The organism is Pantoea sp. F_5 (genome assembly GCF_008631595.1).
In the GTDB taxonomy this organism is placed as follows: domain Bacteria; phylum Pseudomonadota; class Gammaproteobacteria; order Enterobacterales; family Enterobacteriaceae; genus Pantoea; species Pantoea gossypiicola.
In genome coordinates, this window is record NZ_VWUO01000006.1 from 247030 (window position 1) to 268261 (window position 21232).

18 protein-coding genes, 2 tRNA genes and 2 rRNA genes are annotated in these 21232 nt (G+C 55.9%); 8 read left to right on the forward strand and 14 right to left on the reverse strand.

Going from position 1 to position 21232, the window contains the following annotated elements; all coding sequences use genetic code 11:
• The first annotated feature begins 5 nt into the window (after window positions 1-5).
• Window positions 6-1493 carry a PLP-dependent aminotransferase family protein gene (locus F3I44_RS10600; RefSeq protein ID WP_150015870.1) on the forward strand — a complete coding sequence of 496 codons (1488 nt, stop codon included), beginning with the start codon at window positions 6-8 and terminating at the stop codon, window positions 1491-1493.
• On the opposite strand, the gene F3I44_RS10605 is transcribed toward F3I44_RS10600, so the two are convergent.
• Window positions 1460-2083, reverse strand: a complete 624-nt coding sequence (locus F3I44_RS10605) for a glutathione S-transferase family protein (RefSeq protein WP_033734411.1) — start codon at window positions 2081-2083, stop codon at window positions 1460-1462. The genes F3I44_RS10600 and F3I44_RS10605 overlap by 34 nt on opposite strands.
• 106 nt (window positions 2084-2189) lie before the next feature.
• Here F3I44_RS10605 and F3I44_RS10610 point away from each other — a divergent pair, with 106 nt between their 5' ends.
• On the forward strand, window positions 2190-3035 hold the full coding sequence (locus F3I44_RS10610; protein ID WP_150015869.1) for a PhzF family phenazine biosynthesis protein: 846 nt from the start codon (window positions 2190-2192) through the stop codon (window positions 3033-3035).
• A 44-nt stretch (window positions 3036-3079) separates the two neighbouring features.
• Here F3I44_RS10610 and F3I44_RS10615 read toward each other — a convergent pair whose 3' ends face one another.
• Window positions 3080-3838 (reverse strand): SDR family NAD(P)-dependent oxidoreductase, encoded by a 759-nt coding sequence (locus F3I44_RS10615; protein WP_150015868.1) that lies wholly within the window; start codon window positions 3836-3838, stop codon window positions 3080-3082.
• Between the two features lie 115 nt (window positions 3839-3953).
• On the opposite strand from F3I44_RS10615, the gene F3I44_RS10620 reads away from it, so the two are divergent.
• The 3 genes from F3I44_RS10620 (at window position 3954) to F3I44_RS10630 (ending at window position 7522) form a co-directional block, all read left to right on the forward strand.
• On the forward strand, window positions 3954-4853 hold the full coding sequence (locus F3I44_RS10620; RefSeq protein WP_150015867.1) for a LysR family transcriptional regulator: 900 nt from the start codon (window positions 3954-3956) through the stop codon (window positions 4851-4853).
• Window positions 4854-4898: 45 nt separating this feature from the next.
• Complete coding sequence (gene yhjD / locus F3I44_RS10625) at window positions 4899-5918, forward strand: inner membrane protein YhjD (protein WP_150015866.1); 1020 nt, start codon at window positions 4899-4901, stop codon at window positions 5916-5918.
• A 272-nt stretch (window positions 5919-6190) separates the two neighbouring features.
• Window positions 6191-7522, forward strand: coding sequence for an MFS transporter (locus F3I44_RS10630; RefSeq protein ID WP_150015865.1), 1332 nt, complete (start codon window positions 6191-6193; stop codon window positions 7520-7522).
• 671 nt (window positions 7523-8193) lie between these two features.
• Here the strand turns inward: F3I44_RS10630 and ilvC are convergent.
• Complete coding sequence (gene ilvC, locus F3I44_RS10635; protein WP_105099982.1) at window positions 8194-9669, reverse strand: ketol-acid reductoisomerase; 1476 nt, start codon at window positions 9667-9669, stop codon at window positions 8194-8196.
• Window positions 9670-9831: 162 nt separating this feature from the next.
• Between ilvC and ilvY the strand changes: the two genes are divergently transcribed.
• Window positions 9832-10713, forward strand: a complete 882-nt coding sequence (ilvY, locus tag F3I44_RS10640; RefSeq protein WP_150015864.1) for an HTH-type transcriptional activator IlvY — start codon at window positions 9832-9834, stop codon at window positions 10711-10713.
• Here ilvY and ilvA read toward each other — a convergent pair whose 3' ends face one another.
• The 6 genes from ilvA to ilvL all read right to left on the reverse strand — a co-directional run bounded on the left by ilvA (window position 10714) and on the right by ilvL (window position 17274).
• Window positions 10714-12261, reverse strand: coding sequence for a threonine ammonia-lyase, biosynthetic (ilvA, locus tag F3I44_RS10645; RefSeq protein WP_033734421.1), 1548 nt, complete (start codon window positions 12259-12261; stop codon window positions 10714-10716). It abuts the gene before it with no gap.
• A gap of 2 nt (window positions 12262-12263) precedes the next feature.
• Window positions 12264-14114 (reverse strand): dihydroxy-acid dehydratase, encoded by a 1851-nt coding sequence (gene ilvD / locus F3I44_RS10650; protein WP_150015863.1) that lies wholly within the window; start codon window positions 14112-14114, stop codon window positions 12264-12266.
• Between the two features lie 62 nt (window positions 14115-14176).
• A complete protein-coding gene (locus F3I44_RS10655) occupies window positions 14177-15106 on the reverse strand; it encodes a branched-chain amino acid transaminase (RefSeq protein ID WP_150015862.1) in 930 nt (309 codons plus the stop codon).
• Between the two features lie 18 nt (window positions 15107-15124).
• Window positions 15125-15382 carry an acetolactate synthase 2 small subunit gene (gene ilvM, locus F3I44_RS10660; RefSeq protein ID WP_008926359.1) on the reverse strand — a complete coding sequence of 86 codons (258 nt, stop codon included), beginning with the start codon at window positions 15380-15382 and terminating at the stop codon, window positions 15125-15127.
• Window positions 15379-17025 carry an acetolactate synthase 2 catalytic subunit gene (gene ilvG / locus F3I44_RS10665; protein ID WP_150015861.1) on the reverse strand — a complete coding sequence of 549 codons (1647 nt, stop codon included), beginning with the start codon at window positions 17023-17025 and terminating at the stop codon, window positions 15379-15381. The genes ilvM and ilvG overlap by 4 nt, the downstream gene beginning before the upstream one ends.
• Before the next feature lie 150 nt (window positions 17026-17175).
• Complete coding sequence (ilvL, locus tag F3I44_RS10670) at window positions 17176-17274, reverse strand: ilv operon leader peptide (protein ID WP_072101316.1); 99 nt, start codon at window positions 17272-17274, stop codon at window positions 17176-17178.
• 330 nt (window positions 17275-17604) lie between these two features.
• Between ilvL and F3I44_RS10675 the strand changes: the two genes are divergently transcribed.
• Entirely contained in the window at window positions 17605-19128 is a 1524-nt protein-coding gene (locus F3I44_RS10675) for a YifB family Mg chelatase-like AAA ATPase (protein ID WP_150015860.1), read from the forward strand.
• Between the two features lie 25 nt (window positions 19129-19153).
• Here F3I44_RS10675 and F3I44_RS10680 read toward each other — a convergent pair whose 3' ends face one another.
• On the reverse strand, window positions 19154-19492 hold the full coding sequence (locus tag F3I44_RS10680; RefSeq protein WP_010253568.1) for a DUF413 domain-containing protein: 339 nt from the start codon (window positions 19490-19492) through the stop codon (window positions 19154-19156).
• A 120-nt stretch (window positions 19493-19612) separates the two neighbouring features.
• On the opposite strand from F3I44_RS10680, the gene hdfR reads away from it, so the two are divergent.
• A complete protein-coding gene (gene hdfR, locus F3I44_RS10685; protein ID WP_150015859.1) occupies window positions 19613-20446 on the forward strand; it encodes an HTH-type transcriptional regulator HdfR in 834 nt (277 codons plus the stop codon).
• 125 nt (window positions 20447-20571) lie between these two features.
• On the opposite strand, the gene F3I44_RS10690 is transcribed toward hdfR, so the two are convergent.
• The 4 genes from F3I44_RS10690 to F3I44_RS10705 all read right to left on the reverse strand — a co-directional run.
• Window positions 20572-20647: transfer RNA gene (locus F3I44_RS10690), tRNA-Trp, on the reverse strand.
• Window positions 20648-20654: 7 nt separating this feature from the next.
• A tRNA-Asp gene (locus F3I44_RS10695) sits at window positions 20655-20731 on the reverse strand.
• A gap of 87 nt (window positions 20732-20818) precedes the next feature.
• Window positions 20819-20934 (reverse strand): 5S ribosomal RNA (gene rrf / locus F3I44_RS10700).
• Window positions 20935-21130: 196 nt separating this feature from the next.
• A 23S ribosomal RNA gene (locus F3I44_RS10705) occupies window positions 21131-21232 on the reverse strand; the annotation flags it as partial.

The following is a 21232-nucleotide window of genomic DNA, read 5'->3' on the forward strand; positions in this document are numbered from 1 at the left end:
CTTCTGTGTCCCTTGCTCCCACTTCCGATCAGCCGCTCTATCAGCAGCTTGCAGACAGTTTCGCTGAGGCCATCCATCAGGGCACGCTGAAACCGGGTAAACGCCTGCCGGCGATCCGTCGCGTCGCGCAGTCACACCATGTCAGCGTCAATACGGTGCTGAATGCCTGGCAGATGCTGGAAGATCGCGGGCTGATAGAGGCGCGTCCGCAGTCGGGCTACTACGTGCGCGGCGTGTTGCCTGCCGTCACCCGTCACGGTCAGCATAAAGCCCGGGTACGCGACCCCAGCAGCGGTAAGCTCGACCTGATCGATAAGGTGTTTGCAGCGCAGAATCATCCCGACTACACCAATATTTCCCTGGCCTGCCCGCAGGACAGCGAGCTGTTTCCGGCGGCGCGCATCGCCCGGATTACCGCCTCACTGCTGCGCCGCCATTCCAACATCATCGGGCGCTATGCACTTCCGCCCGGTAGTGAGCGCTTACGGGAGGAGATTGCGCGACGGGCGCTGCACGCCGGGCAAACGCTCACCGCCGATGAGATCACCCTGACCCACGGCTGTATGGAAGCACTTCAGCTGGCGCTGCGGGCGGTGACACAGCCCGGCGACTGCGTTGGGCTGGAGTCACCGACCTACTTCTTCCTCTTCCCCCTGCTGGCGTCGCTGGGCCTGAAGGCGCTGGAAATCCCTACCGATCCGCAACATGGCCTGTCGCTGGATGCGCTGGAGATGCTGCTTCAGGAACAGCGTATTAAGGCACTGATTGCGATGCCCAGCGTGCAGAACCCGCTGGGCTGCGGGATGTCGCTGGAGAATAAGAAGCGGCTGGCGAAGTTAGTGAATACTTACCACGTTCCGCTGATTGAAGACGGGCTATATGACGAACTGCAGTTCGACTGGCCGCTCTCGCCCGCCGTGAAAGCCTTTGATCGCGATGGCTGGGTGATTTACTGCACCAGCTTTACCAAAACCGTGGCACCCGATTTCCGACTTGGCTGGACCGCCGCAGGTCGTTTTCATGATGCGATTGCCCGACTGAAAGCAGTATCGTCGATGGCCGAATCCGCCCTGCTCTCGGAAACGCTGGCGGAGTTTCTTGCGTCCGGCGGTTACGACCACCATCTGCGCACGCTGCGCCGTCGCTACGCGGCTAATCTGGATGAGGCGCGCGGTCTGATCGCCCGTCACTTCCCGGAGGGAACCCGCGCCACGCTGCCGCGCGGCGGGTTTGTTTTCTGGGTCGAGTTACCAGGCAGCGTAAATACCACCGAGATGTTTGACAGACTGCTGCAGGAACAGATTTGCGTCACGCCTGGCGCGCTCTATTCGCTGAGTGAGCGCTACAACCATGCGCTGCGTCTCTCCTGCTGCTATCCGTTTGATGCGCGCTACACCCGGGCGATTCAACGCGCAGGTGAAATCGCCTGTGAACTGGCAGGCGTGCCGTGCGGCGAAGCTCAGGGTGTGCCGTTGCGGCCCCAGACGGTGTAGCCGCGACGTTCAGTCAGACGCTCATAATAGGTGCGCACCGCCGGATAGTCGGGATGATCGAGCGGCGTTTCAAACCAGCGGTTTACCGCCAGGCCAATCGGAATGTCTGCCAGGGTAAAATTGCGTCCGGCGACGTAGCGGCCGGTTTTTTCCAGCTGCTGATTGAGAATGCTCATAGTGTGCGCCCAGCCTTTGCTGGCTGCGGCCAGCAGTCGCGGGTCCTGATGGGCCGGTGAATTTCGCACCAGCGACATAAAGGCGTAGCGCCATGAGGTGTTGAGTTCGGTGGATTGCCAGTCCATCCACTGATCGACAGGCGCACGCGTCTGCGGATGCAGAGGATAAAGCCATTCACCGCCATAGGCGTTCGCCAGATAGCGCAGAATGGCGTTGGATTCCCACATTACAAAGTCATCATCTTTAAGCACCGGCACCATCGCATTCGGGTTGAGTGCCATGAATTCGGGCAGGTGCGTTGAACGGAAGCCGTCACCCCACTCTTCGCGCTGGTAATCAAGGTCCAGCTCGTCACACAGCCATAATACTTTGCGCACGTTGATTGAGGAGGCGCGTCCCAGGATCGTCAGCATTCACAGTCTCCGGTAAATTCTTTAACTTATTGATAACGCTGTTAGCTGTTATAAGCAATCATCCGGCAGAGAAAAGGCCACACTGAACCCAGAGCAAGGAGTCACAATGAAGGTCGCGTTTAAGCAAGTCGATGTGTTTACCTCATCAGCCTTTAACGGCAATCCGCTGGCGGTGATTATGGATGCTCAGGGGTTAAGCGACAGCCAGCTGGCGGCGATTGCCCGCTGGACAAACCTGTCGGAAACCACCTTTGTCCTGCCGCCTCAGCATAGAGAGGCGGACTATCGGGTGCGTATTTTTACCGTTGAAGGGGAACTGCCGTTTGCCGGTCATCCGACGCTGGGCACCGCCCACGCATTGCTGGAGGCGGGCTGGCCAGTCCGTACGCCGGGTGAAATCGTGCAGGAGTGCGGCGTCGGTAACGTGACGGTGAAGATAGATGACGCTGGCCTGGCATTTGCCGCGCCAGCTGCCACGCTGATGCCCTGGCAGGATGCGCGAATGAGTAACGCCTTAAACAGCAATGCGTTCGATCTGACACAAAGCCCGACGGTAGTGGACATGGGGATCCGCTGGCTGCTCATACCGATGGTCAGCGCCGAAGCGGTACTGGCGCTGCAGCCCGATGTCAGTGAATTGCAGCGTCTGATTCAGCATGCGGGTGTCTCGGGCATCATGCCCTTTGGTCGTCTGCCTGCTGACGAGCCTGAACAGTATGAAGTGCGCGGTCTGCTGGTAGAGAATGGCAGCCTGACCGAAGATCCGGTGACCGGCAGCGCCAACGCCTGCCTGGCGCGTTACTTTGCGGCGGCGGGGCAAACCATCCCCTATCGCGTTCGCCAGGGCACGGCCCTGCAGCGCGCGGGAAGGGTGAGTGTGACCTTTGCCGGTGAGACCATCTGGATTGGCGGCACTACCGTGACCGTCATCGACGGCACTATTACGCTGTAAACATCGGCGGCGTCAGCGGGTATTTACCCTGACGCCGCCCGCGGTTAAATTCCCTGCCCGCCTGACGCTTCAATGCGCTGCGCGGTGATCCAGCCCGTTTCGTCACTCAGGATCGCGCTGATAGCGTCGCCGATATCATCCGGCAGTCCGACCCGCCCCAGCGCCGTCAGACCGGCAATCTGGTCGTTAAGCTCACGGGTATCACGCACACGTCCTCCGCCAAAGTCAGTCTCTATCGCGCCAGGTGCCAGAATATTGACGCGAATGCGGCGTTCACCCAGCTCTTTCGCCTGATAGCGCGTCAGGACTTCCATCGCCCCTTTCATCGACGCATAGGTCGCGGAGCCAGGATAGACCAGACGGGTCAGACCGCTGGAGATATTCAGGATGCGCCCCCCGTCGTTAATCAGCGGCAGCAGCTTCTGGGTCAGGAAGTAAGGCCCTTTGAAATGCACATTCACCAGTGCATCAAATTCCGCCTCGGTGGTCTCGGTAAACGGCTTGTAGTGTCCGTGACCGGCGTTGTTCACTAAATAGTCAAAGCGTTCACGCTGCCACTGCTGTTGCAGAACCTCTTTCACCTCGCCGGCAAAGCGATCAAACTGGCTGGTTTGGCCAACATCCAGCGCCAGCGCCACGGCACGTCGTCCCAGTGCTTCAATTTCCTTTACAACCGCCTGCGCCTCATCGGCATGGCTGCGGTAAGTCAGAATAATATCTGTGCCTCTGGCAGCCAGTTTTAAGGCTCCGTTGCGACCTAAACCGCGATTTGCACCGGTAATTAACGCCACTTTCTGATTCATCTCACACACCTGTTGAAAAATTGAACACGGTTAAAGGATATTCGCGAATTATTGATCTATAAACAGGGTTAAATACGCATCACTGTTTCAATAAAAACAACAATCGGTGAACAACATGGACAAAATTCACGCAATGCAGGTGTTTGTGCGGGTGGCCGAAATGGGCAGTTTTACCCGCGCGGCAGAGAGTTTAGGCATACCCAAAGGCAGCGTATCGCGACAGATTCAGGCGCTGGAGAATCAAATGGCAACACGTTTGCTGCATCGCACCACGCGCCGGGTGCAACTAACCCAGGATGGTCTGGTCTATTACGACCGCTGCCTGGATCTGTTGTCGATGATTGACGATATGGACAGCCTGTTTCAGCATGAACCCGCCTCGCTCAGCGGTAAACTCCGGGTCGACATGTCAGTGGCGATGGCCACCGGTTTTATCCTTCCAAGGCTGCCGGAATTTCTGCAACACTACCCGGGCGTGGAAATTGAGCTGAGCAGCAGCGACCGTCAGGTGGATGTGATCCGGGAAGGCTTTGACTGTGTCATCCGGGTCGGTGAGCTGAAGGATTCAGGACTGATCGCACGAAAAATTGGTACTCATACCTTGATCAACTGCGCCAGCCCCGGCTACCTTTCGCGTTTCGGCATGCCAGTCCGGCTGGAAGAGCTGTCGCAGCATGCGATGGTGCATTACAGCCAGCAGCTCGGCCAGGCCTCACCGGGTTTTGAATATTTTGATGGCAGGCAGTGCCATTACGTTCATACCGGCGGTGTGGTGACGGTGAACAGTACGGAGACCTACCGCGCCGCCTGCCTGGCGGGACTGGGGATTATTCAGGTACCCGCCGCCGGGATTCAGACATTACTGGAAAGGGGCGAGCTGGTGGAAGTGCTGCATCGCTTTCCCGCCAGACCGATGCCGATCCATCTGCTCTATCCGCACCGGCGCAATGTGGCACGTCGCGTAAGGGTATTTATGGAGTGGCTGAGTCAGGTGTTACAGGAGTACGTCACCTGAGCGGCTATACTTTGATTTTAATGATAAACAGGACAGTGAAGGTCTATGACAGACAAGCAGGAAAACCCGCAGGATATGCAGCCAGAAAAGCCGCTTATCGATATTAAAACCGGCAATCACACCGTGGATGAATCGATTGTTCGCGTGTCCCGCTTCGCCGCCTGGTTCCAGGCGATTCCGGCGGTGGCGCACTTTATTCGCGCCCTTGACCGCTTTAATGACCGACTCGGCAGCCAGTTTGGCGCGGCTATTACTTATTTCTCGTTTTTATCGCTGATCCCTATTCTGATGGTGTCGTTCGCCGCCGTGGGTTTTGTGCTGGCATCGAATCAGGATCTGCTGACCGATATCATCAACAAAATCGTCAGCAGCATCAGTGACCCGACGCTGGCAACCACGCTGAAAAATACGGTGAATACCGCCATTCAGCAGCGTGCCACCGTGGGTATCACTGGTTTACTGCTGGCGCTCTACTCCGGCCTTAACTGGATGGGAAACCTGCGTGAAGCGATCCGCGCCCAGTCGCGCGACGTCTGGGAACGCAAACCGGATGACAAAGAGAAGATCTGGAAACGTTATATTCGCGACTTCCTGTCGCTGACGGGTCTGATGCTGGCACTTATCATTACCCTGTCGCTGACCTCGGTAGCGGGTTCTGCACAGGCGACCATCGTGAGTGCGCTGGGACTTGATGGCATCGACTGGTTACGGCCTGCCCTGACCATTATTGCCACGTCGATTTCTGTTCTGGCAAACTATCTGTTGTTCCTCTGGATTTTCTGGATCCTGCCGCGACATAAGCCGCGCAAGAAAGCACTGTTTCGCGGCACCCTGCTGGCGGCAATCGGCTTTGAGGTAATTAAGTTTGTGATGACGCTGACGCTGCCGAAGCTGGCGACCTCACCTTCCGGTGCAGCCTTTGGTTCTGTACTCGGTCTGATGGCGTTTTTCTATTTCTTCGCCCGTCTGACGCTGTTCTGTGCAGCGTGGATCGCCACGGCCAAATATAAAGACGACCCGCAGATGCCGGAAGCGGGCAGCGCATCCCGCAGCAAAGCATCGTAATTCGTTAACAACAGCGGAAAATGTCACCCCCCGGCTATTTTTTCACCAGATAACAGGATGAATAGCTGAGGGGTCACTTTTATTTAGCCCTTTCTTAGAGTATCCCGCCAGATATCGTCCGGTTTCCCCCGGTATCACCCGGCATTCGTCACACCACAGAAATTATCCTCTTTTTGGCCTCTGAAGCCAGACGCGGCGCGGGTTTTCATCATTGAATGCGCTCTGGCAGATGCGTAAGATTCTTTGTCTGTATTTACAAATAAGAAACAGTTATGCAAGCCTCCCTCACAGACACACTCGACAAACAGCAGGATCCCACGCCGGTTAACTCACGCAGTAAAGTGGTGATTGCCTCGCTGGTCGGTACGGCCATCGAGTTCTTCGACTTCTATATTTATGCCACTGCGGCAGTGATTGTTTTCCCGCACATTTTCTTCCCGCAGGGTGATGCTACGGTCGCCACGCTACAGTCGCTGGCCACTTTCGCTATCGCCTTTATCGCGCGCCCGATTGGCTCTGCCGTGTTTGGTCACTTTGGCGATCGCGTCGGGCGTAAAGCCACGCTGGTAGCCTCGCTGCTGACCATGGGTATTTCCACCGTAGTGATTGGTCTGCTGCCAGGTTATGAGACGATTGGCGTAATGGCACCGCTGCTGCTGGCGCTGGCACGTTTTGGTCAGGGGCTGGGACTGGGCGGTGAATGGGGCGGCGCGGCGCTGCTGGCGACGGAAAATGCTCCGGCGAAGAAGCGTGCACTTTACGGTTCGTTTCCTCAACTGGGTGCGCCGATTGGCTTTTTCTTTGCGAACGGAACGTTTCTGCTGCTTTCGTGGCTGCTGACCGATGAGCAGTTTATGCAATGGGGCTGGCGCGTGCCGTTTATTCTCTCCGCCGTGCTGGTGCTGATTGGCCTGTATGTGCGCGTGTCGCTGCATGAGAGTCCGGTGTTTGCCAAAGTGCAGAAAGAGAAGAAGCAGGTTCGCGTGCCGATTGCGGCGCTGCTGGGCAAGCATCTGACCGCCACGATTCTCGGCACCTTTATCATGCTGGCGACCTATACGCTGTTCTATATTATGACCGTCTATTCAATGAGCTACGGCACCACACCAGCACCAGCGGGTCTGGGTATTCCGCGTAACAGTATGTTGTGGATGCTGATGCTGGCGGTGATTGGTTTTGGGGTAATGGTGCCGATTGCCGGTTTGCTGGCTGACCGTTTTGGACGTCGCAAGACGATGATTACCATTACGCTGATGATTATCGCGTTTTCGTTCCTGTTCCCGGCAATGCTGGGTTCCGGTTCACAGGCGCTGGTGATGGCGTTTCTGCTGCTGGGTCTGAGCATTATGGGGCTGACGTTTGGCCCGATGGGTGCGCTGCTGCCGGAATTGTTCCCGACCGAAGTGCGTTATACCGGTGCCTCGTTCTCCTACAATCTCTCCTCGATTCTGGGAGCCTCTGTTGCGCCTTACATCGCGACCTGGCTGAATGCCAATTATGGTCTGCAGGCGGTGGGGCTGTATCTGGCGTCGATGGCGGTGCTGACGCTGATAGCGTTGCTGGCCTGTAAAGAGACGCGTCACCAGACGTTGTATGACGTTTAATCCTGTTGGATGAAAGTCAGTGAAACCCGGCAGATGCCGGGTTTTTTTATGGGTTGGGTTTAGTCAATCTAAGGCTATTCAGGAAATATACATCGCCCCTAACGGCGAAGAAGTGCTGCCCAAAGGGCAAAAACAATCGCCTTGAGATTAGCCAGCATGCTCAGGGAGCATACGCCCTCCGCAAAGACGCGAAAGACGCCATCCATGGCGGGCTCAGCGCGGGCCATCCCTGGCCCGCGATGCTTTGCTACAGGCGTATGCTCCCATCGCTTTAAGTGGATTAGTTGTCTGTTCGAAAAAAGCTGAATCGCGTTTAAAGGCTAGTGATATTGGCAGCAATGAAGAAGCTTAAGGACACAGGGAACACGGTCAGAAGAGGAAAGCGTTCCGCGTCTGGGACAAAAACGCCGGGAGCGTTTTTGAACAACGCAAAGCGTTGGCCCGTTTACGGGCGCACCTCAGGGATGAGGTGCGTAATCGCGCGGGACGAGCGGCCAGGGATTGGGCTTAAGCGCCTTTCCGATCTGACCGTGTTGCCTGTGCAGGCTCGGTCTCACAGCGAAGCCGGCAGTGCAGGCACCGTTCCACCAGCGAACTTCTCAGGCATTGTTAGCAAACAAAAAACCCCGGCAAGCCGGGGTTTGTTTTGCTGAAAACTGTGTTGCCGGTTATTAGCCCGCGACAGCGATACGCTTCATGTCGGTCATATAGCCACGCAGCTTGCGGCCAACGGTTTCAATCGGGTGCTGACGAACGGCTTCGTTAACGTCACGCAGCTGCGCGTTGTCGACCTGCGTGCCTTCAACCGCTTTACCCAGATCACCTGGCTGCAGCGTGGTCATGAACTCTTTCAGCAGCGGCACCGCAGCGAAGGAGAACAGGTAGTTACCATATTCGGCAGTATCGGAGATCACCACGTTCATCTCATACAAACGCTTACGGGCAATGGTGTTCGCAATCAGCGGCAGCTCGTGCAGAGATTCGTAGTAAGCAGACTCTTCGATGATGCCGGCATCGACCATGGTTTCAAACGCCAGCTCAACGCCCGCTTTAACCATTGCAACCATCACTACGCCTTTGTCGTAGTACTCCTGCTCTTCGATTTTGCCCTCATACTGTGCGGCAGTCTCGAATGCGGTCTGGCCGGTCTCTTCACGCCAGGTCAGCAGGTTTTTATCATCATTCGCCCAGTCAGCCATCATGCCGGAAGAGAATTCGCCGGAGATGATGTCATCCATGTGCTTCTGGAACAGCGGTGCCATGATGGTTTTCAGCTGCTCTGACAGCGCATAGGCACGCAGTTTGGCCGGGTTAGAGAGGCGGTCCATCATCAGGGTGATGCCACCAAACTTCAGTGACTCGGTGATGGTTTCCCAGCCGAACTGAATCAGTTTTTCTGCGTAAGCCGGGTCAGTACCTTCAGCCACCAGCTTGTCGAAGCAGAGCAGTGAACCCGCCTGCAACATGCCACACAGAATGGTCTGCTCACCCATCAGGTCAGATTTCACTTCTGCCACGAAGGAAGATTCCAGCACGCCAGCACGATCGCCGCCGGTTGCTGCTGCCCAGGCTTTGGCGATCGCCATGCCTTCGCCTTTTGGATCGTTTTCCGGGTGAACCGCGATCAGCGTCGGAACACCAAAGCCGCGTTTGTACTCTTCACGAACCTCAGTACCCGGGCACTTAGGTGCCACCATGACGACGGTGATGTCTTTACGGATGCTTTCGCCCACTTCAACGATGTTGAAACCGTGCGAGTAGCCCAGTGCAGCGCCATCTTTCATCAGCGGCTGAACAGCCTGAACGACAGCAGAGTGCTGCTTGTCTGGCGTCAGGTTAACGACCAGGTCCGCCTGCGGGATCAGATCTTCGTAAGTACCCACTTTGAAACCGTTATCGGTCGCTTTGCGCCATGAAGGGCGTTTCTCCGCAATCGCTTCGGCACGCAGTGCATAGGCGACATCCAGACCAGAATCACGCATGTTCAGACCCTGGTTCAGGCCCTGCGCACCACAGCCAACGATAACGACTTTTTTGCCTTTCAGGAAACTGGCACCATCCGCGAATTCATCACGCGCCATGAAACGACATTTGCCTAATTGCGCCAGCTGGTTGCGCAGGTTCAATGTGTTGAAATAGTTAGCCATGGGTACTCCGGTAAGGTTGTGTTTGCTTTTTTTGTTCAGGAACGGCGCATCATGCAGCGCCGCGAATGACCCCATCATATGACAGGAATTCTGTTGCTTAAATTGATATATTAACAACGTCACATTGCAATAAATGCAACACCAACCACAGGCGATGCGCGCATGGATTTACGGGATCTGAAACTGTTTCTTCATCTGGCAGAAAGCTGCCACTTCGGGCGCACTGCGCGTGCTATGCACGTCAGCCCATCCACACTGTCACGCCAGATCCAGCGGCTTGAAGACGATGTCGGCCATGCGCTGTTTCTGCGTGATAATCGCACCGTGACGCTGACGGAGGCGGGTGAACGTCTGCGCCAGTTCGCCCAACAGACGCTGTTGCAGTATCAGCAACTGCGCCATGTGATGGATCTTAACGGTCCGTCACTCAGCGGCGAGCTGCGCCTGTTCTGTTCGGTGACGGCGGCCTACAGCCATCTGCCGCCGATCCTTGACCGCTTTCGTGCCGAACATCCACAGGTCGAAATTAAACTGGATACCGGTGATGCTGCGGATGCGGTGGAAAAAGTGCACTCAGGCGATGCCGATCTGGCGATTGCCGGACGGCCTGAAACCCTGCCCGCCAGCATTGATTTTATGCCACTGGGGCTGATTCCGCTGGTGCTGATTGCGCCTGCATTACCCTGTGCCGTTCGCACCCAGGCCACCCAGCCGCAGCCCGACTGGTCAAAAATTCCGTTTATCCTGCCGGTGCAGGGACCCGCACGACGGCGTATCGATCTCTGGTTCCGCCGCCAGCGCATCCCGAATCCGGTGATTTACGCCACGGTATCGGGGCATGAGGCGATAGTCTCAATGGTAGCGCTGGGTTGCGGTATTGCGCTGTTGCCGGATGTCGTGCTGGAGAACAGCCCGGACCCGGTGCGTAACCGCGTGCTGATGCTGGAGAATGTGGAGTCTGTTGCGCCGTTCGAACTCGGTATCTGCGTGCAAAAAAAGCGGCTCGGAGAGCCGCTGATCAGTGCTTTCTGGAGCCAGCTGTAATCAGTGGCCTGACAGGAAGAAGCGGAACGCCGGGTTCTGGCTTTCGTCGTGAAAGTCATAACCCAGGTCGGTGAGATGCTCCTCAAAACGCGGCTCATCGCTGCCGAGCTCAAAAGCCGCCAGCACACGACCATAATCGGTGCCGTGGCTGCGGTAGTGAAACAGCGAGATATTCCAGTGGGTGCCCAGCGTTTGCAGGAACTTCAGCAATGCGCCAGGCGCCTCCGGAAACTCGAAGCTGAAGAGCCGTTCACGCAGCGGCTTGGAGGGACGTCCGCCCACCATGTAACGCACATGCAATTTCGCCATCTCATCATCTGAGAGATCGACCACCTGATAACCGCCGCGGGTAAGTTCGCTGATGATTTCGCTGCGCTCTTCCACGCCACGTGTCAGACGTACACCAACAAAAATGCAGGCTTTGTCCGCGTCCGCGTAGCGGTAGTTGAACTCGGTGATGGAACGTCCGCCCAGCGTCTGACAGAAACGCAGGAAGCTGCCCTGCTGTTCCGGAATGGTGACGGCCAGCAGCGCTTCACGCTGTTCGCCCAGCTCGCAACGCTCGGAGACGTAACGCAGACCGTGGAAATTGACGTTGGCACCGGATAAGACATGCGCCAGTCGCTCGCCTTTGATCTCGTGCTGCTGGATATACTTCTTCATGCCCGCCAGCGCCAGCGCGCCAGACGGCTCCGCCACGGCGCGAACATCTTCGAACAGGTCTTTCATCGCAGCGCAAATCGCATCGCTGTCGACGGTGATGATGTCATCGATGTAGGCCTGACAGAGCCGGAAGGTCTCGCTGCCGATGCGCTTCACCGCCACGCCTTCGGCAAACAGCCCGACGCGTGGCAGATCGACCGGATGACCGGCGTCCAGCGCCGCCTTCAGACAGGCTGAATCTTCTGACTCCACCGCAATCACTTTAATTTGCGGCATCAGCTGTTTAATCAGCACGGCAACACCGGCTGCCAGACCACCGCCGCCAACCGGGACAAAGACCCGGTCGAGGTGCGCATCCTGCTGCAACAGCTCCATCGCCAGCGTGCCCTGTCCGGCAATCACCGCCGGATGGTCAAACGGCGGCACGAAGGTATAGCCACGCTGTTCAGCGAGCTCTATCGCTTTGGCTTTCGCCTCGTCAAAGTTAGCCCCAAACAGAAAAGCCTCACCGCCAAATGCGCGCACCGCATCAACCTTGATGTCTGCGGTCGCCAGCGGCATCACGATTAGTGACTTGATGCCCAGCTTCGTCGCGGAGAGCGCCACGCCCTGCGCGTGGTTGCCGGCTGATGCCGTCACCACGCCGCGCGCTTTCTGCTCTTCGTTCAGACCGGCAATCATCGCGTAGGCACCGCGCAGCTTGAAACTGTGTACCGGCTGGCGATCTTCCCGCTTCACCAGAATGGTGTTGCCAAGACGCGATGAGATTTTTTCCATAACCTGCAGCGGCGTCACCTGTGCGACTTCATACACCGGTGAACGCAGCACTGCGCGCAGATACTCCGCGCCGCACGGCGCGTCGGGTAGCGGTTGAGACTCGGCCATTGTCAGCCTCCCAGCTTGCTCTTATCGCGGACGGCACCTTTGTCAGCACTGGTCGCGAGTAATGCGTAAGCACGCAGCGCAAAGGAGACTTCACGCTGACGATTGACCGGCGTATACGCCGCATCGCCACGTGCCTGCTGCTCTTCACGGCGCGCGTGCAGTTCGTTATCCGGCACAGCGAGTTTGATGCCGCGGTTAGGGATATCGATTTCAATAGTGTCGCCATCTTTGACCAGCGCAATGGTGCCGCCGTTGGCCGCTTCAGGCGAAGCATGGCCGATAGAGAGGCCCGACGTACCGCCGGAGAAACGACCATCGGTGATCAGGGCGCAGCTTTTGCCCAGTCCCATCGATTTCAGATAGGTAGTCGGATAGAGCATTTCCTGCATGCCCGGCCCGCCTTTTGGCCCTTCGTAGCGGATCACGACCACGTCGCCTGCCACGACTTTGCCGCCCAGAATCGCTTCTACCGCATCATCCTGGCTTTCATAGACTTTGGCCGGACCGGTGAAGGTCAGAATCTCTTTGTCTACGCCCGCCGTTTTAACGATACAGCCATCTTCGGCGATGTTGCCGTAAAGAACGGCCAGACCGCCATCCTGTGAGTACGCGTTCTCGCGGGTGCGGATACAGCCCTCGGCACGGTCATCATCCAGCGTGTCCCAGCGGCAGCTCTGCGAGAATGCCTGGGTAGTACGGATGCCCGCCGGGCCAGCACGGAACATCTCTTTTACCGCCTGATCGTTGGTCAGCATGATGTCGTACTGATCCAGCGTTTCACGCATCGTCTGCTGCAGGATGTTGCGCGCGCTGCTGTCGAACAGACCTGCGCGATCCAGCTCGCCCAGAATCGCGTAGACACCCCCCGCGCGATGCACATCTTCCATATGGTATTTCGGGGTACTTGGCGCGACTTTACAGAGCTGAGGCACTTTACGTGACAGGCGATCGATGTCGGAGATATTGAAGTCGATGTCGCCTTCCTGTGCCGCCGCCAGCAGGTGCAGCACGGTATTGGTGGAGCCGCCCATGGCGATATCCAGCATCATGGCGTTCTCGAAGGCGGCCTTGTTGGCAATGTTCCGCGGCAGCACGTTAACGTCATCCTGCTCGTAGTAGCGTTTGGTCAGGCTGACGATGCGCTTACCGGCATTGATGAACAGCTCTTTACGATCGGCGTGGGTGGCCAGCAGGGAGCCGTTGCCAGGCTGCGACAGGCCGAGTGCTTCAGTCAGGCAGTTCATCGAATTGGCTGTGAACATACCGGAGCAGGAGCCGCAGGTCGGACAGGCAGAACGTTCGATCTGTTCGCTGTCAGCATCGCTGACGTTCGGGTTGGCACCCTGAATCATTGCATCGACCAGGTCCAGCTTGATGATCTGATCAGAAAGCTTGGTTTTACCCGCTTCCATCGGGCCGCCTGAAACGAAAATCACCGGGATATTGAGGCGCAGAGACGCCATCAGCATGCCGGGGGTGATTTTGTCGCAGTTAGAGATACAGACCATGGCGTCGGCGCAGTGTGCGTTAACCATGTACTCGACCGAGTCAGCAATCAGCTCACGCGAAGGCAGTGAATACAGCATGCCGCCATGACCCATGGCAATACCGTCATCCACCGCAATGGTGTTGAACTCTTTAGCCACACCGCCTGATGCTTCAATCTGCTCAGCGACGAGTTTACCCAGATCGCGAAGGTGAACGTGGCCGGGAACAAATTGGGTGAATGAGTTAACCACAGCGATAATCGGCTTGCCGAAATCATCATCGGTCATTCCTGTCGCGCGCCATAAGGCACGGGCACCCGCCATATTGCGGCCGTGGGTGGTTGTGGCGGAACGGTACTTAGGCATGCTCTATTTACTCCAGTAAGAATTAGCTCGCGGACGTCAGATGACGTCCGCGCTGTATCTGATTATGGGTTAACCGGATCTAACCAGCCCCATTTGTCTTCGGTCTCACCCGTGAACAGACCAAAGAAGGCCTGCTGGATGCGTTTGGTGACCGGGCCACATTTGCCTTCGCCCACCTGAATGCGGTCAACGCTGCGCACTGGTGTGATTTCTGCCGCGGTGCCAGACATAAAGACTTCATCAGCCAGATAGAGAGATTCACGAGACAGAGTCTGCTCACGCACTTCAATGCCCATATCACGCGCCAGCGTAATGATCGCATCGCGCGTGATGCCCGGCAGTGCCGAAGAGGTAAATGGCGGGGTAAAGAGCACGCCATCTTTAACTTCAAACAGGTTTTCGCCTGCACCTTCCGAAATCAGGCCATTGGTATCCAGCGCGATGCCTTCCTGATAGCCATGACGACGGGCTTCGCTGCCCACCAGCAGTGAGGAGAGGTAGTTACCACCCGCTTTAGCAGCAGTTGGCAGAGTGTTTGGCGCTACGCGGTTCCATGAAGAGACCATCGCATCAATACCATTCTCCAGCGCTTCAGCGCCCAGATACGCGCCCCACGGGAAGGCGGCAATGATCACGTCAGTCGTGAAGCCGTCTGGCGGGTTTACGCCCAGGCCCACATCGCCGACAAAGGCCAGTGGACGGATATAAGCACTTTTCAGTTTGTTCACGCGGATGACTTCGCGGCACGCTTCCATCAGCTCATCAACGCTGCTTTTAATCGGGAAACGATAGATTTTGGCGGAGTCGTGCAGACGTTGCATGTGTTCACGATGACGGAACACAACGGGTCCTTTGTGAGAGTCGTAGCAGCGGACGCCTTCAAATACCGACGTACCGTAGTGCAACGCGTGGGACATGACGCTGACCTTCGCCTCTTCCCACTTAACCATCTCGCCATTGAACCAAATAAAGTCTGCTTTCTTCGTGCTCATTGTTATTCCCTCTCGCGGCTACGCGCGGATTTGTTGTGTTGTCTGTTGTTGAATCTGAACGCATGCAACGTCGATCAATTTACTTAACTGCGAAGACAGTAAATCGACGGAGCGCTGGCTGGCAACGGTCATTTCAATATTAATGTTTTCTGCGTTGGCGACTGAGGCCATGTTCATAGAACAGACCTGAAAACCGCGATGACGCACAACGCGTAAAATGCGCTCTAATATTTCAGGGCGGAAACGGGCTTCGATAGACAATTGATGCTGGTTCATACGGTTTTCTCCATCATGTTTGCATTGCTGGTACCCGGCGGTACCAGTGGCCAGACGTTTTCATGCTCATCAATTGCAACATGCAGGAAGTAAGGACCTTCGCTGTTCAGCAGAGCATCAAGGGCGGCGTCGACCTGATCTTTACGGGTAATGCGCTGGCCGGGGATGTTGAATGCGCTGGCCAGCGTGAGGAAATCGGGATTGTCGGACAGGTTGGTTTCACTGTAGCGACCATCGAAAAAGAGCTGTTGCCACTGGCGTACCATACCCAGACGCTGGTTATCCATCAGTACGATTTTGACCGGCAGCTTGCCGCGCTTGATGGTGCCCAGCTCCTGGATGTTCATCATGATGGAGCCATCGCCCGAGACACAGATCACCGTATCGTCCGGGCGTGCAACCTGTGCGCCAATGGCAGCAGGCAAACCAAAGCCCATGGTGCCTAAGCCGCTGGAGGTAATGAAGTTCTCCGGCGCATCAAATGCCATATGTTGCGCTGTCCACATCTGATGCTGACCGACGTCGGTGGTGACGATGGCATTGGCCGGTTTGCGATCGGAAAGCTGCTTCAGCAGCAGCGGCGCATAGATCGCTTCGCCCGGATGGTCGTAGCGCCATGCGTGGCTGGCTTTCAGTGCCTGTACCTCATCGCGCCAGGCGTTGATAGACAAAGGCTGACTCAGAGCGGGCAGCAATTCGTTGAGATCGCCCTGCAGAGAGACATGAGCGCGACGTAATTTGTTTAACTCAGCGGGGTCGATATCGAGATGAATCACGCTGGCATGCGGTGCAAAGGTGTCCAGCTTGCCGGTGACGCGGTCGTCGAAACGGGCACCGACCGCGATCAGCAGATCACACGCCTGTACGGCCAGGTTAGCGGCTTTGGTACCGTGCATCCCCAGCATACCGAGATATACCTCGCTCTGCGCATCGACGCTGCCCAGACCTTTCAGGGTCGCAACGGCAGGGATACCGGTTTCTTCTGCGAATGCTCGCAGTGCCGGAACCGCCTGCGCCATGCCCACGCCTCCGCCAACATAGAGCATCGGTTTTCTGGCCTGGGTCATTATTGCCCGCGACTCGCGGATAGCATGATGCGGCAGCGAGTCTTCCTCCTCCACCGAAACCAGATGCGGCGCGGGTTCACCCTGCGCAATCTGAATATCTTTAGGGATATCAACCAGTACCGGCCCCGGGCGCCCTGACTGCGCCATGGCAAAAGCTTCAGCCATAATAGCGGGCAGCTCATCCAGCGACTCAACCAGGAAGCTATGTTTGGTGCAGGCCAGGGACAGCCCCAGCACGTCGATCTCCTGGAAAGCATCAGTACCGATAAATGCAGACGAGACCTGACCTGTTACCGCAACGATCGGCACGGAGTCCATCATGGCATCAGCCAGACCGGTGATCAGGTTGGTTGCGCCAGGGCCGGAGGTAGCAATACAGACGCCGGTTTTGCCGGTAGATCGCGCATAGCCAATCGCGGCCATAACCGCCCCCTGCTCATGACGGCACAGTAGGTGTTCCACGCCGCCATCGTATAGCGCGTCGTATACCGGCATGATGGCGCCGCCAGGGTAACCAAATACGGTATCAACACCCTGCGCGCGTAAAGCCTGAACTACCCACTGTGCACCTGTCATCGCTATTCTCCTGTGTCCTGACCGGAACAACAGAATTTTATGCTACTGTTCATTGTTTGTTCCTTGTGGATTTACTGATATTTCCTCGGGTCGAAAAAAAACCCCCGGACCTTTCGGTGCGGGGGTTTTTTCGGATTCGAGGCTTGATTTTTAAGCCTTTCTTTCTCCAAGCGTTGCCCCGCACGGTAGGTTAATAACCACCACCACGCTAATCACGACCAGGCTAATCACTTGTAGAAGGGCTTTCATGTGTTGTTCGATTCTTTTTCGTGTTCGAAGTAATGTCTACAGAGTTATCATAGTCAGGGGCCATCGCACAACTTTTTTTACAGATTTATTTTAGCGCGTGGCGCGGAATCGTGACCTATCGATCTGTAATACAAGAAATAATTACATGATGATAATTATTCATCACTTTAGCGACGTAATGATATTTTGATGAATTTGTGTGCTGTCGCGCAGCGTTTTAAAACGCTATGAAACAACTTTCGATAGGGTGTGCGATGGCCCGAAACGTACTGATGATGTTCTCGCTTTTCTTTGATGCAGTCACCAGACTGACGGCAATAAGGAGCGAGTATGTCATTGTCAAAAGTTCTGACCCGGGCAGCACTGGGGGTAGAAGCCCCGCTGGTGACCATTGAGGCACATATCAGTAATGGCCTGCCTGCCTTAACCCTGGTAGGTCTGCCAGAAACAACGGTCAAAGAAGCGCGTGAGCGGGTACGCAGCGCTATTATCAACAGCGGTTTCACCTTTCCGGCAAAGCGGGTCACCATCAATCTGGCCCCAGCGGACCTCCCTAAAGAGGGCGGACGGTATGACTTACCTATGGCGATCGCCATTCTGGTCGCTTCTGAGCAGCTTCCTGCCGACAAGCTGACGCACTATGAGTTTCTGGGTGAACTGGCACTCGACGGCGCGCTGTGCGGTGTACAGGGCGCGATTCCGGCAGCCATGGTGGCAATTCAGGCTGGACGACAGCTGGTTCTCTCTGCTGAGAATCAGGCGGATGCCGGACTCATCCGTCAGGGATCGTCGCTGGTCGCCTCGCACCTCAGCGACGTGTGCACTTTTCTGCGTAATGAACTCACATTACCGACAGCTCAGTCCCCTGATCATCAGGGCGAACCGCCTGCTGACGATCTCGCAGATATCATTGGTCAGGAACAGGGACGCAGAGCACTGGAGATCACGGCAGCTGGCGGGCATAACCTGTTGCTGATTGGCCCGCCTGGCACGGGTAAAACCATGCTTGCCACCCGTCTGCCTGGCATTATGCCTTCTTTAACCGATCAGGAAGCTCTGGAATGCGCGGCAATCGCCAGCCTGGTAAACAATAGCAGTACTCTGCACCGACAATGGCGCAGCCGGCCTTTCAGGTCGCCTCACCATAGCGCATCTCTCTATGCATTAATTGGGGGTGGATCGCTGCCACGCCCCGGCGAGATCTCACTGGCGCATAACGGCGTGCTGTTTCTGGATGAGTTACCGGAATTTGATCGCAAGGTGCTGGATTCTCTGCGCGAGCCATTAGAGTCGGGGGTCATCGCTATTTCACGTGCCCGCGCAAAAGTCACCTATCCGGCACGATTTCAGCTGATTGCTGCAATGAATCCAAGTCCAACCGGACATTATCAGGGACAGCATAACCGCACCTCACCTCAGCAGGTGCTGCGTTATCTCAGCAAGCTGTCCGGCCCTTTTCTCGATCGTTTTGATCTTTCGCTGGAGGTACCGCTACTGCCGGGCGGAATGCTTAGCGGTCAACGCCCTCCAGCAGAAACGTCTGAACGGGTTCGCCATCGGGTGGTCGCAGCGCGGGAGATTCAGCTGACCCGTGCAGGAAAAATTAATGCGCATTTAAACAATGCGGAGATTATGCGCTGGTGTCAGCCGGCTAAGGAGGATGCGGAGTGGCTGGAGTCAGTACTGGAAAAGCTGGGTTTATCTGTACGGGCATGGCAACGCATTTTGAAGGTAGCGCGTACCGTGGCCGATCTGTCGGGAGAGGCAGAGATCAGCCGGCACCATCTGCAGGAAGCTGTCAGTTATCGCACAATTGATCGTTTAATGATTCATCTGCATAACAGCCTGCAGTAAAAAAGGGGCTTTCGCCCCTTCTCAGTTAATCGTCGCTGTCGGTAAAGTCTTCGACGGTGTCCATCTGCGGTTTACCGCCGGACAGCGTATGAAAACGCTTAGGACGCTTAATGCGGGTCATATATTTAGACCATACACGTTCAGCTTCCGTTTGCGGCTCACGCACGCCACGACATACTTCTATAAACAGACGTTCTTCTTCGGTTGCAGGCTCACGCTTTGATAAATCCAGCTCATTAAAGGCGAAACCGTGGCGTTCAAGAAGCTGAGCTTCTTTAATAGTAAAGTCACCGTGGCGTGAGAAACCACGCGGGTAATGTTTGTTATCAAAGAAACGATTCTCTGTTGAGAAGCTTTCCGCCATGTTACACGCTCCTGATTTTCTAATGCCGTGCTGTTAATGGCGCGGAGTATTAGATAGGCTTGACAGAGTGTAAAACAAAACATTTAAATCTATACGACAAACATTTTTTGGGAGAACGCTGTGGATACGGAATTACTGAAAACTTTCCTGGAAGTGAGCAGAACACGCCATTTCGGGCGTGCTGCAGAAGCACTTTACCTTACGCAATCTGCTGTCAGTTTTCGCATCCGCCAGTTAGAGAATCAGCTTGGCGTTAACCTTTTTACCCGGCATCGCAATAACATACGTCTGACAGCGGCTGGAGAACGCCTGCTTCCCTATGCTGAAAGCCTGATGAGCACCTGGATGATGGCAAAGAAGGAGGTTTCTCACACTCAACAGCACCATGAGCTTTCGATCGGTGCCAGTGCGTCGCTATGGGAGGCTTATCTGACGCCTTGGCTACAGACGCTGTATGAGAATCGTGAAAGCCTGCATTTGGAAGCGCGCGTGGCACAACGACATCTGCTGGTTAAGCAGCTCCATGAACGCCAGCTGGATCTGCTGATAACCACTGAAGCGCCTAAGATGGATGAGTTAACCAGTCAGCAGATTGGTCATATCTCACTAGCGCTGTTCTGCGCCCGGCAGAGCGAGAAACGCGAAAAATATGATTACATTAAACTGGAATGGGGAGCAGATTTTCATCAACATCAGAGTTACCTTTCCGGGGCGGATGATGTGCCGGTACTGACCACAACGTCGGCGCATGTTACCCGTGAACTGCTGCATACCACCGGAGCGTGCGCGTTCCTGCCTGACTTCTGGCAAAGTGTTTACGGTGAGTTGATGGTGATTCCGGATACGCCCGTCGCCGTTCGTCCGCTCTATGCTGTCTGGTTGCAGAACAGCGATCAGCAGGCGCATATCCGGCAGTTGCTTAAATTCCCGATTCTGGTCAGGCAAAACAGCTAAAGATTGGCAGGCAGAGAAGTAAGCAGGGAAGGGAAGAGATGAGACCAGTTAGATTTAGCTGGTTCTTCTTTTTTGCCTTTCTGAAGGCAAAAAAAAATCCTTTGCCGAAGCAAAGGATCGTTTTCTGGCAGGGGCGGAGGGACTCGAACCCCCAACACCCGGTTTTGGAGACCGGTGCTCTACCAATTGAACTACGCCCCTAATAGGGTGGCGGAACGGACGGGGCTCGAACCCGCGACCCCCTGCGTGACAGGCAGGTATTCTAACCAACTGAACTACCGCTCCACCGATTCTTTCACGCTTATCAGCAACCGGCTGATAACCGTCTGTTCCCGTTATTTTCCCTGTCAGAGGAAAAGGAACAAATTTGATGTCTGGCAGTTCCCTACTCTCGCATGGGGAGGCCCCACACTACCATCGGCGCTACGGCGTTTCACTTCTGAGTTCGGCATGGGGTCAGGTGGGACCACCGCGCTACAGCCGCCAGGCAAATCTTGGTGCACGAAACGAATCTTTTACGTCATGACCGCGTTGCCATCGCTCAGCCACACCGGTCACATACCTCAGTATGCTCCCGCTGATGTCTTCGCTCTGCGCCCTGTCACGCCGCAAAATCTTTCGTTTCCGCTAATTTTATCCGTCACACGCTGAAAATCTGTCTCTCAAAAACGCCTCTGGCGTTGTAAGGTTAAGCCTCACGGGTCATTAGTACCGGTTAGCTCAACGCATCGCTGCGCTTACACACCCGGCCTATCAACGTCGTCGTCTTCAACGTCCCTTCAGGAC